Genomic DNA, 12,190 nt, shown 5'->3' on the forward strand with positions numbered 1-12,190 from the left:
CCGTCCCCCTTCTTACTTCACTGCTGGAACAAAACTCTCTCGTAATCTATACTTTTGAACTTTTCCTGATGCAGTCATCGGATAGTCGTCGATAAAGAAAATATGTCGTGGTATTTTATGTCTAGAGATTTTATCCCGACAATAATCCCGAATCTCTTCTTCTGTTGCCTGTTCTCCTTCACGCAAAATGATCCAAGCTGCCGCTTCCTCTCCATAAACAGGATCAGGAACGCCCGCAACCTGTACATCTGCAATTTTTGGATGTGTGTAAAGGAATTCTTCAATTTCTCGTGGAGATAAATTTTCACCGCCGCGAATAATCATATCCTTTAAACGCCCTGTTACACGTACATAGCCCTCCTCATCCATCGTTGCCAAATCCCCGGTATGCAGCCAACCAGCCTCATCAATTGCAAGAACCGTTTCCTCTTGGTTTTTATAGTAACCTTTCATGACATGGTAGCCTCTTGTACATAGCTCCCCTTGCTCATTCGGCGCAGCTTCTTCGTCAGTACCAGGAACGACGATTTTAACTTCTAGATTCGGCAATGCACGGCCAACGGTTTCTACCTTTAACAATAGCGGGTCATCTGCTCTCGTTTGTGTGATAACAGGTGAGGCTTCTGTTTGTCCGTAACAGATAGTAACATCCGTCATCCCAATTTTGTCGATAACGGCTTTCATCACTTCAATAGGACAATTAGAACCTGCCATTACTCCAGTACGCAACGTTGATAGATCAAAAGACGAAAAATTCGGTAAATTAAGTTCGCTAATAAACATCGTTGGTACACCATGTAGCGCGGTACATTTCTCTTTTTCAACCGTTTGTAGCACCTCAGCAGGTGAAAATTCCTGAACTGGAACCATCGTCCCACCACTCGTTGTAATTGCTAATGTTCCAATTACACAGCCAAAGCAATGGAAGAAAGGAACAGGGATGCACAAGCGATCTTCAGAAGTTAAACGCATACATTCTGCAATATTAATCGCATTATTAACTAAGTTATAATGCGTTAACATGACACCTTTCGGAAAACCTGTTGTTCCGGATGTATATTGAATATTAATAACATCATCATAATGAAGTACTTGCTGTCTTTGATCTAATTGCTCCTCTGTTATTTGCTCAGCAGCAGATAACACATCTGACCAGTTTAGCACTCCTGGGTATTTTGTCTCGCCAATTAAAATAACATTTTTCAATAAAGGTAGTCGCTTTGATTGCAAATTACCCGGTTCACAATGTTCAAGCTCTGGACATAACTCTTGCAGTGTATTCATAAAAGAATGGTCTCGATAATTTTCAATTAAAATAATCGTTTTTGCATCGGATTGCTTCAATAAATATTCCAATTCGCTTGAGCGATAATTAGTGTTTACAGTGACGATTGGGGCTCCCATTTTACCTGTACCAAATTGCAGTTGCACCCATTCTGGGACATTTGTCGTCCATACTGCAATATGCTCACCCTTCTCTATTCCAAGAGCCATCAACCCTCTAGCTACTAACCGACTTTGCTGATTGAGCTCCTCGTAGGTCATTCGTAAGTCCCTATCTGCATACACTAATGCTTCACGCTGTGGATACTTTTCAGATTGTTCATCTAGCAATTGACCAATAGTTTGATACACAAGTTCTGCCATGAAAATCCTCCTTATTTATGCTTTTAACTTCTTTCAGTTTAAATCTCCCACCCTCTATAGGTGGTGAGATGAATGCGGTTTTAAGTCACTTTTCAGCGTGTGTTCAGACATCCGCTGAAATAAGTTAAAGCCTCCGGCGGATGTCACGGAATCAGAAAGGAGTTAATAAAGGATGTTAGCCTAAAATCATCGCATCCATGCGATAACGGCTAACTGACCTGCATCCTGTTGCTGCCGCTACGCTTTCGCACAAAAAACATTTGCTGGCCTAAGCACAAAGCCGATTCCGGACGCAATTATGCCAAGGCATAATTGCTTATGGACGATTAACAGCCAATTAAACGAGAAATAACGAGACGTTGAATTTCAGACGTTCCCTCACCGATTTCCATTAACTTAATGTCACGCAGATGACGCTCTACGTCGTATTCTTTCATATAGCCTGAACCGCCGTGAATTTGAATTGCTTGATTACAAGTGCGGAAGCCCATTTCAGAAGCAAATAATTTTGCCATTGCCGCTTCCTTCCCGAACGGTTTCTTTTGATCTTTAAGCCATGCCGCCTTATGTACTAACGTACGTGCAAGCTCTATCTCCATTGCCATATCGGCTAATTTAAATTGTATTGCCTGTAGTTTCGATATTGATGCACCAAATTGTTCACGTTCTTTTGCGAATTTTAATGCTTTTTCATAAGCTGCCTGTGCAATCCCTACAGATAGTGCAGCTATAGAAATACGCCCGCCGTCTAAAGTATTTAAGAATTGGCTAAATCCGCGTTTTTCATCCCCTAAAAGATTAGCCCTTGGCACACGAACATTTTGTAAAATAATCTCACACGTATTCGAGCCACGTACGCCCATTTTGTCGTAATTGCAGTTGATCGTTACGCCAGGAGTATTAGTTGGAACAATGATAGATGAGATAATTTTTTTACCATCTTCACGTTTACCTGTTACAGCTGTCACAATAATTTGACGTGCATAGCCAGCATTTGTGATCCAGCATTTCTCACCATTAATGATGTAATCATCACCATCAATTACAGCTGTTGTACGAGTCCCACCAGCATCTGAACCTGCATTGGGCTCTGTTAAACCAAACGAACCTAATGTTTCTCCCTTCGCTAACGGAACAAGCCATTCCTGCTTTTGCTCCTCTGTACCGAAGTTGTAAATAGGCGAAGCACCTAAGCTAACTGCTGCCGCATAGCTTAATCCTGTACCACCACACGCACGACCGATTTCTTCAACAGCAAGTGCGTAGGAAACAGTATCTCCTCCTGAACCGCCGTACTCTTCAGGAAACGGAATACCTAATAAGCCTAACTCCGCCATCTTTTTAAAGCTCTCTATTCTCATCGTCGATGTCTCGTCAACTTCACGAGCATACGGTTTAATTTCATTTTCAGCAAAATCACGTACCATATCTCGAATCATTGCTTGCTCTTTCGTTAGTTCAAAGTTCATCCCCAGTCCCCCTAATGTTTAATGTGCCATAGCAGATTTCGTTCAGATGACAGTTACAATAAATACCGACTAGTCGGTTTGTATTGAATATTAATAAAACCAGTCATACTGCTGGCTACCCCTTTACCATAAATTGAACTGCTTCTCCCATTGCTTGTTCAGTGACAATCGCACGCAATACCATATCCGTAAATACTTCTGTAATTTCCTCCATTGTTAATGGACCTGATTGCTTAAACCATTTGTATGTCCAGTTAATCATCCCAACAATAGCCATCGTTACGATAGTACAAGGTAGTTCTGTACGAAAATCCTTTGTTTGCTGACCATCCTCTATGACTTTTTGTAAAATATCCCGATATTGATCTCGTTTTTTATGAATAATTTCACTATATTCCTCTGGCAGTGAACGGCTTTCCTCATAAAAAACAGTTATATGTGCTTGGTACATATCAAATACTTGGGTCAGTGTTTGCAGCATTGCACATAAACGTGTAATCGGTGTATCGTATTTGTCATATGCCTCCTGTGACTGCTTAATAACATATGAAATAAATACATCGTGAATTTCATACAACAGTTCATCTTTCGATTTAAAATTATGATAAAATCCACCCTTTGATGCACCAATGTATTCAACAATGCGATCAACAGTGACATTGTGATAGCCATCTTCCTGAAATAGCACTACAGAAGCGTCAACAATGCGTTGTTTTAACGTTTTCTTTACCATAGGCATCTATCATCCTTCTTATAACTCTTTACTCCATCACTCTTTATAATTAGAAAAGTTTCAGGTCATCACCATAATGTGTGGTTGATTTCCGTTCCGGCTGGGCGCTTTGTTGCTGTCGCTTCGCTTTCGCGCAGATAAAACATTTGTTGCTGCCGCTACGTTAGCACTACGCTTTCGCACAGAGCAAAGCTTCTTGGTGGCGTCCAGTCTTCACTCCAATCAACTTACGTATATGGCAAATGTTTTAGCAAAATACCATCTCTCTTTATATTGGCGAAATCCCTTTTTTTCCTAATTACAAAAAAACTATGACACCATTAATATAGCATTCGAAAAAATTAGTGTCTAGCGAATAAATAGATTTTATTTCAAAATACGAGAATTTATACTACACAAAGTAGAATTCTATGAATCACTGCAAATCAATTTTCGCCTTAGTGTAATTAGCGTCCGGAGCCTTTATCTTCATTTAGTAGTTACCCCACTGAAAAGGAACCACATCCGCATTCATCTAACCACCTGCAGAGGAGTCTTCTGTACCTGTCGCTTTACTTTCGGTACAAAAGAGATTTGCTGAATGAAGATAAACAAACATACATTTACTAATATGATTCCCAACTTGTTTTCATTACAAAAAATCAAAAAAATTCCCTAGCGCAGTACAATAACACTAGAGAATCTCAAAAACATGATTATGAAGCTTTTGGTATTTTACGTAGCCACGAGAATATGATCGCAATAATTAATGCAAAGCCTAAATACCCCGTTGTTGAATAAACCTTTCCAACTAATGTCGTGAATCCTACTAAACTAGCAACGAAGCCTATAAAACCAATCACCACAATACCTATTTTAAAATATTTATGATCAGGCGCTATAAAACGTACTGTAAATGCATAAAGCATTCCTACAGCTGTATTGTACATCATGCCTAATAAAGCAATGGACATTAAGATACCCACTACAGGATGAATTTGTTTTGCTAGCTCTAATGTTGGCATTGCTGCCCCGCCAACTACGTCCATTTTAACGAACATAGCAATATTAATTAGTATGATTAAAACACCGAGCATTAAACCACCAAGAAGACCGCCTAAACCAGCAATCTTGCGCTCTTTTACTGTTCCCCCCATAACAATTAACATCGCAGTACCAGCAGCTATGTTATAAGATACATAGAGAAGTGCGCCCATTACCCAATTTGAGGCCGCAGATGTTTGCTCTTTCGCTAACATATTCTGTTCTGCAATTGTTAAGTCCATTGTAAAAATGGAGTAAATTAATATAATAAAAACGATCCCCATTAAATAAGGTGTCACTAAAGCTATTATATTAATAATATTTTTCACATTTAATAGCAATGTTAAAATCGTAATGATTACCATAAAAATACTGCCAATCATCGGGTTTATATTAAACATTTGCTCGAATGTTGAGCCCGATCCAGCAAACATAACAACCGCCACACCAAATAAGAAGAATGTAATGACAATATCTAATATAACCCCAACAAAACGTCCACCGATTTGATATATAACCTCTTTATGAGATGTCGTTTGTGAATCCGCTCCTAATTGCGCTAGACTCATCCCTAAAAAGGCAAATGCGATTGTTGCAACAATTCCTCCTGCTATACCGTAAAGTCCAAAGCTCGTAAAATATTGCATAATTTCTTGTCCTGATGCAAAGCCAGCACCAACGATTAATCCTACAAATGCGCCACCTATCTGCCAACTTTTTTTCATAGAACACCTGCTTATCTATTTTATCAATTATGCCTCGGCATAATTGCGTCCGGAATCGGCTTTTTGCTAGCACAAAGAACTCCTATCTGATTCCGTGACATCCGCCGGAGGCTTTGGGCCAACAAATGTTTTTTGCGCGAAAGCGTAGTGCTAACGTAGCGTCAGCAGCATGATGTTGGTCACTCAGTCGTGTGTTGTTGTTGTTGCTGTCGCTTCGCTTTCGCACAGATAAAACCGTGTTGCTGTCGCTTCGCTTTCGCACAGATAAAACCGTGTTGCTGTCGCTTCGCTTTCGCACAGATAAAACCGTGTTGCTGTCGCTTCGCTTTCGCACAGATAAATTGCCACAGGACGTAGCGTTCTTAGACTGAGTTCCTTTATTTCAGCGGATGTTTGGACACCCGCTGATAAGTGGTTTAAAACCGCGTTCATCTCGTCATCTATAGAGGTGGGAGACTACCGCTGAAAGAAATTAAGCAAACTCAATCCATAAGTTTTCTGCTCTACTGTAAATAAATCGATTGTCTCTCTATTCACTTCATAGCCGATCCCCGCTTTTTGAGGAACTTCAATATAACCGTCCTTCACTACAACTTCTGGGTCGATAATATCTTTTTCCCAATAACGACTTGAGCCTGCAGTATCTCCAGGTAAAATAAAATTCGATAATGTTGTTAATGCCACATTATGTGCACGACCAATACCAGACTCAAGCATGCCACCACACCAGACTGGAATGTTATTTGCCTCACAATAATCGTGAATTTTCTTTGATTCTGTTAAGCCACCAACGCGTCCAATTTTTATATTAATAATTTTAGTGCTGCCTAACTCAACAGCTTTCCGTGCATCCTCTAATGAATGGATACTTTCGTCCAAGCAGATTGGCGTATCGATTAATTTTTGTAATGCTGCGTGGTCAATGATGTCATCTGACGCCAATGGTTGCTCAATCATAGTTAAATTAAAAGCATCTAGTTGCTTGAGCGTTTCAGCATCTGACAGTCTATAAGCTGAGTTCGCATCCGCCATAAATGCCACATCAGGGAATGCTTCACGTAATGTACGCATTACTTCTACGTCCCAACCTGGCCTAATTTTGATTTTCATTCGTTTATAGCCTTCTTTAACAAAGCCATCTACTAACGCCACAAGATCCTCGATTGATTTTTGAATACCGATACTGATCCCTACTTCAATATTGTCCTTTTTGCCACCGAGTGCAGCTGCAAGGGATTGATTCGTCTGTTGGGCATAAATATCCCATATAGCACCTTCTATCGTTGATTTCGCCATATTATTTTTACGAATTGGTTTAAATAGCTCATTGACTTCATCCGGATGCTGAAGCTCTTTATTTAAAATAAGAGGAATTAAAAAATCTTCTAGCATATGCCAGTTCGTTTGCAATGTTTCCTCGTTGTACCAAGGTGAATGGAACGCTACAGATTCTCCCCAACCGATTGTTCCTGCTTCATCTTTAGCCTCTAAAACTAAAAAATCTCTATCTTCAAATGTGCCAAAGCTAGTTGTAAATGGTTCTTTTAATTTCATTTTTAAATGTCTAATGGTAATTTCCGTAATTTTCATATTGTTTTGCCCCTTCCAGATTTAAAGTTTCTAATTTAACGAGAACATACTCGTTGTAATGTTCTTGCTGTTGCAATTGAACTGCCGCATAACCTTGCGCAAATAATCGTTGTAATAAATATCTCGTTTTGTAACGCCAATCCAATGCTAATGTTGGATCTTGCACCTTCAATGCTTGAAAATCCTTTGGTACAGGAATTGTATATAAGTCTTCATTATATTTTAAATTTTCAGTTATATTTAAACGCGGAAATCCTTGCTCATTTAGTATACAGCTAGCCACTGGTATGGCATCCGTCGCATCTATTGAAACATTTTTACTTACGTAATCAGAGGCTATATACCAGCACACCTCAAAACGATCTGAAGGTAGTCCCTTATTTAAGCCATCCTTCATTTCACCATAGCAATTTTCTATATACTTATTACAAATACCATTTAATTTGGACAGATTGAGAAAACCATTTCGTGTTTCCAGCGGATCAAACGTCCACACCATTAAATCGTAGCCCCGCTCAATAGCAATTGCTTGCTGGGCATATTTTAATTGTTCACCTATTCCTCTGGAGCGGTAATTTTCGTCTATCCCTAACATATGGGAACATAAATAGCTTTTGCCCTCTCGAAACCCTGAGAAGCCATAGCTAAAGCCAACCAATTGATCACCATCATAGGCACCAACAACGATACCGCCATTTTTTACAGCAGTTAAAGTTTGATGAATGGGGATTGAAGGCATTCCCCAAACGTTATATTCCAATTGTTGAACTTGCTCTAACTGTTCGATTGTCTTTATTTCCCTTATGTCAATCATTGCTATCACTTCTTTCTATTCTTTATCTCGTAATAACGACTAGAGTCTATAAAGCTCTTAAAATAGCTCTCGTAATAATGTTTACACCGGTAAAAAGCCGCTCTCGATTAAAGGTCATTTTCGGATGATGTAATCCTGGCGTTACACCGCAACCTAAGCCAAGCATTGTTGCTTTAAGGTTCGGACGCTCATACGGATAAAAATGAAAATCTTCTCCTCCAGGAGTGACGACTGGTGAAGCGCATGCTTTTTCGCCTACTACATCAACAATAGCTGAATTCATATGTTGTAATGCCTCATCATTCACTAATGCTGCAACAATATGTGCATCAACTTGCAATGAAATTTTCGCACCGTACATCGCTTCTACCGATACCTTTACACGTTCCAGTCCTTCTGTGATGGCTTGCATTACTTCATTTGTTTGAGCTCGTGCATCAATACTAAATGTTGCTTTCCCCGGAATAATATTCGTAGAGGTTCCTCCTGCATTAAATTGCGTCATTTTGATTGATGCAGATACATTAGGATCTGTCCAAATTTTTTGTAAACCTTCGACAATTGCTGCCCCTACCTCAATTGCATTAATGGCGAGTTCAGGTCGTGCGCCATGTGCTTCTTCCCCAAGAATTGTCCCAGTAAAAAGCTTTGCAGCACCGTGGTACAATGCTGGGGCATACGTTCCATCCTGTAATTCTTTTAACGGACGAACATGGACACCAAATAAGTATTCTAGATTATCAATAAGCCCCTTCTCAACGAATGCGCGAGCGCCCTGTGCCTTTTCTTCAGCAGGCTGAAAAAGAATACGTACTGCCCCGGGGAGTAAATGCTCCATATCCTTTAACACTAGTGCCGTCCCAATAGCCATCGTCATATGACCATCATGACCGCAAGAATGATTAGCTTGAAATTTACCATCAACTTCTTGCCATAGTGCATCAATATCCGTACGAAATCCGACTCTCGGTATACCTTCCCCAATATCTACATACAGTCCCGTCATATCCTCGAACAACTGAGGCTCCATTTGTGCCTCCTTCAATAGATTGGCGATGTATTGCGTTGTCTTCTTTTCCTGCCAGCTAATTTCCGGATGCTCATGTAAATGTGTAAAAATATCAGCCAATCTAGGCTGTAAGTTTTGTAAAACTTGATTCATTGTATTCAACTCCATCGATTTGCTAAAAAGCTATTTTGGAAATCATCATATTTTACGCGTTGATTTTCATAATAGTCGTGATCTTGTGCAGTCATACCTGCAATTAGTGTATTTAAAAATGAAATTAGTGCTGGCATTGCATCAATCGTAGACATTTCCTGTTGTTCATTCACAAAGGTAATCGTCGCATATTGCGTGATAGGTGCAATTTTAGAATCTGTAATACCAATAATCTCGCAATTTTTTTCTTGAATTTCTGCTGCAAATTGTATCGGTTCTTTAAAATAACGATGGAACGATAAAATAATGACCACACTATCCTCATCAATTTCTTGTAAAGCTCTAATGATTTCACTAGTTTCAAAATCTAAAAGCACTACGTTAGGACGTAGCATATTTAACGTAAAATACAACCATTGCGCAGCTAAATGGGAAGACCCATTTCCAACAATATAGATTTTTTTCTTCGTATGCAGAAGTAGTGAAGCACGATTAAAATCTCCCTCGTTAATGTTCTTAGCAATGTTTAAAATACTCGATGCATCCTTTTCCATCGTCTTTTCATAAAAACGTGGGGTCTCGAAAAGTACCTGCTTTGATTGCAAATAATTGTGCAAGCTACTAGCATTACCTTCATTGAATAGCTGCATCGTAATTTCCCGCTGCAGTTCAGCATAACCTGATAATCCTATAGCGTAGCAAAAGCGGATAACGGTCGTTTCACTTACCCCTGCCTTCTCCCCCACATATGCAGCTGAATGAACGCCGACAGTCTGCAAATTTTTGAGAATGAAGATCGCTACCTTTTGCTGACTCTTTGAAAGCTCCTGATAGTTATGTTGAATGACTTGTTGAATTGTTTGATTATCCATCAAAGAAGTACATCCTTCTTATTTTATTTTTTTGAAGCTTAAACTTCATTTCCATGTTACATACAGTAGCATAATTACTTTCGCAATTCAATATATTTTCTGAAATTTCTGTTTATATCCAAAAAATAAAGATTGTTTAGCGAAGTGGTGTTGATTTCTGTTTTGATGAGCGTTTTCCTGGGGGCGTTCAGTCTCTATTCCAATCATATTCAAATAGCATAAGAATGAATAAAATGTTATCCTCAACTGCCACTATAGATTCTATGTCTTCATTTCATAATCCGAATCGCACGATGCCACAATATGGTGCTCATTTATCTAGTAAACCCAAAAATGAGGCTGGGACAAAACCCATCTCTAAACTAAAAAGCCGGTGAAATTTTACGATCAGTAAAATTTCACCGGCTTTAAATTTTTTTCATAAAAAATAAGGACCACTTCTGATAAAATTAAGTCACCATAACAAAATTATACAGAAAGAAGGATCCTTATGTTTAAAGATTATAACATGAATCAATTAGTTTTGCCTTTAGATTTTGAAGTGAAGTTACAAAAGAATGATATTGCCTTCCATGTCCACCATTTAGTCGAAAGTATCCCGCCCGAAGCGTTTGAACCATTCCTTCGAAATGAGGGCTGTCCTGCCTACCATCCACGCATGATGCTTAAAATTATCTTATGTGCCTACACGCAATCTGTCTTCTCAGGGCGCAAAATTGAAGCGCTTTTAAAAGATAGTCTTCGGATGATGTGGTTAGCTCAAGGGCATGAACCAACCTACCGCACAATCAACCGATTCCGTGTCCAACCAGAAGTAAAAGAGTTGATTCGTCAATGCTTCGTTCAATTCCGCTGCCAACTGGTACAGGGAGAATTAATTGATCAGGAAGCTATTTTTATTGATGGAACAAAGATTGAAGCAAATGCGAACAAATTTACATTCGTGTGGAAAAAGTCGGTTGAGAAATATCATAACGGACTAATTGAAAAGTCAAACCAGCTATACGATGAGCTGCTTGAAAAAGAAATCATGCCAGAAATTGAACGGGAAAATGAAAAGGAATTAGCATTGGAAGACCTCGCTCAAATGGTCGAAAAAGTTGATGAAGTGATTTCTGAATATGATCGAAAAATTGAAGAGTCATCGGATGTAGCAGAGCGAAAGGCTTTAAGAACGGAACGGAAATTCCCAAAGCAGGCTCGCAAACAATTGATCGACTATATTGAACGCAAACTAAAGTATCAAAGAGACTTCGAAATCTTTGACGAACGAAATAGTTATTCGAAAACAGACCCGGATGCAACATTTATGCGTATGAAAGATGACTATATGAAAAATGGTCAATTGAAGGCAGGTTATAACATACAAGTGGCAACAGAAGGTCAGTATGCGCTTGCCTACAGCATTTTTCCGAACCCAACAGATACACGTACATTAATCCCATTTTTAGATGAAATCGAACAACATTATTTTAAGTTACCAAAACACATCGTCGCAGATGCTGGATATGGCAGTGAACAAAATTATGATGATATCCTTTCGAACCGTAAGCGAGAAGCCTTAATCACGTATAACATGTATGTAAAAGAACAGAAGAAAAAGCATAAGCAAAACGAATTCAATACAGAGAACTGGGATTATGATAAAGAACATGGTCGATACACTTGCCCAAACCAACAACAGCTTGTATTTAAATATCGTTCCACTAAAACGGATAAGTATGATTTCACGCGTGAATTTAAGATATACGAATGTGAGGACTGTTCCGGATGCCCCCTACGTTCGTTATGTACGAAAGCAAAAGAGGGAAATAATCGTAAGTTAATCGTGAATGAGAAGTGGGAGCAACAAAAAGAATATGTAAGAGTAAAGCTTTCAGAAGAAAAAACGAGTACCATTTATCGTCAACGCAAAATTGACGTGGAACCAGTTTTTGGATTCTTGAAGGCTAATTTGCGTTTCACTCGATTTTCTGTGAGAGGAAAATCGAAGGTTGAAAACGAGATGGGCCTCGCATTAATGGCCGTGAATTTAAGAAAATTCACAGCCATTAGCTAATAGCTATATGGAGACAACATAAAAAATAGAGAAATCCGAATTTGAATGAACTCAAATTCGGATTTCTCACTAATGAAGCTAGTTATGTCCCAGCCT

General features: G+C 39.1%; 8 protein-coding genes and 1 pseudogene. 1 reads left to right on the forward strand and 8 read right to left on the reverse strand.

Annotation, left to right across the window (positions count from 1 at the left end; all coding sequences use genetic code 11):
- Positions 1-12: 12 nt before the first annotated feature.
- The 8 genes from JNUCC51_RS09190 to JNUCC51_RS09225 form a co-directional block, all read right to left on the reverse strand.
- Complete coding sequence (locus tag JNUCC51_RS09190; protein ID WP_337991732.1) at positions 13-1,647, reverse strand: AMP-binding protein; 1,635 nt, start codon at positions 1,645-1,647, stop codon at positions 13-15.
- A 326-nt stretch (positions 1,648-1,973) separates the two neighbouring features.
- Entirely contained in the window at positions 1,974-3,116 is a 1,143-nt protein-coding gene (locus tag JNUCC51_RS09195; protein WP_337991733.1) for an acyl-CoA dehydrogenase family protein, read from the reverse strand.
- Positions 3,117-3,231: 115 nt separating this feature from the next.
- Entirely contained in the window at positions 3,232-3,849 is a 618-nt protein-coding gene (locus JNUCC51_RS09200; protein WP_337992208.1) for a TetR/AcrR family transcriptional regulator, read from the reverse strand.
- 695 nt (positions 3,850-4,544) lie between these two features.
- On the reverse strand, positions 4,545-5,597 hold the full coding sequence (locus tag JNUCC51_RS09205; RefSeq protein ID WP_337991734.1) for a YkvI family membrane protein: 1,053 nt from the start codon (positions 5,595-5,597) through the stop codon (positions 4,545-4,547).
- 456 nt (positions 5,598-6,053) lie between these two features.
- Complete coding sequence (menC, locus tag JNUCC51_RS09210; protein ID WP_337991735.1) at positions 6,054-7,187, reverse strand: o-succinylbenzoate synthase; 1,134 nt, start codon at positions 7,185-7,187, stop codon at positions 6,054-6,056.
- The gene (locus tag JNUCC51_RS09215) at positions 7,162-8,001 is read right to left on the reverse strand and encodes a GNAT family N-acetyltransferase (protein ID WP_337991736.1); all 840 of its coding nucleotides are present in this window, start codon (positions 7,999-8,001) and stop codon (positions 7,162-7,164) included. Before JNUCC51_RS09215 ends, menC begins: the two co-directional genes overlap by 26 nt.
- A 46-nt stretch (positions 8,002-8,047) precedes the next feature.
- The gene (locus tag JNUCC51_RS09220; protein WP_337991737.1) at positions 8,048-9,163 is read right to left on the reverse strand and encodes a M20 peptidase aminoacylase family protein; all 1,116 of its coding nucleotides are present in this window, start codon (positions 9,161-9,163) and stop codon (positions 8,048-8,050) included.
- A 5-nt stretch (positions 9,164-9,168) separates the two neighbouring features.
- Positions 9,169-10,035, reverse strand: coding sequence for a MurR/RpiR family transcriptional regulator (locus tag JNUCC51_RS09225; RefSeq protein ID WP_337992209.1), 867 nt, complete (start codon positions 10,033-10,035; stop codon positions 9,169-9,171).
- A gap of 490 nt (positions 10,036-10,525) precedes the next feature.
- Between JNUCC51_RS09225 and JNUCC51_RS09230 the strand changes: the two are divergent.
- Positions 10,526-12,085: pseudogene (locus JNUCC51_RS09230) on the forward strand (IS1182 family transposase); the annotation flags it as partial.
- Between the last annotated feature and the right edge of the window lie 105 nt (positions 12,086-12,190).

Source organism: Lysinibacillus sp. JNUCC 51 (assembly GCF_015999525.1).
In the GTDB taxonomy this organism is placed as follows: Bacteria; Bacillota; Bacilli; order Bacillales_A; family Planococcaceae; genus Lysinibacillus; species Lysinibacillus xylanilyticus.

Bases quoted from the DNA above. Each gene is read 5' to 3' on its own strand.
- JNUCC51_RS09190 (WP_337991732.1), bottom strand. From the start codon at position 1,647: ATGGCAGAACTTGTGTATCAAACTATTGGTCAATTGCTAGATGAACAA.
- JNUCC51_RS09195 (WP_337991733.1), bottom strand. From the start codon at position 3,116: ATGAACTTTGAACTAACGAAAGAGCAAGCAATGATTCGAGATATGGTA.
- JNUCC51_RS09200 (WP_337992208.1), bottom strand. From the start codon at position 3,849: ATGGTAAAGAAAACGTTAAAACAACGCATTGTTGACGCTTCTGTAGTG.
- JNUCC51_RS09205 (WP_337991734.1), bottom strand. From the start codon at position 5,597: ATGAAAAAAAGTTGGCAGATAGGTGGCGCATTTGTAGGATTAATCGTT.
- menC (WP_337991735.1), bottom strand. From the start codon at position 7,187: ATGAAAATTACGGAAATTACCATTAGACATTTAAAAATGAAATTAAAA.
- JNUCC51_RS09215 (WP_337991736.1), bottom strand. From the start codon at position 8,001: ATGATTGACATAAGGGAAATAAAGACAATCGAACAGTTAGAGCAAGTT.
- JNUCC51_RS09220 (WP_337991737.1), bottom strand. From the start codon at position 9,163: ATGAATCAAGTTTTACAAAACTTACAGCCTAGATTGGCTGATATTTTT.
- JNUCC51_RS09225 (WP_337992209.1), bottom strand. From the start codon at position 10,035: ATGGATAATCAAACAATTCAACAAGTCATTCAACATAACTATCAGGAG.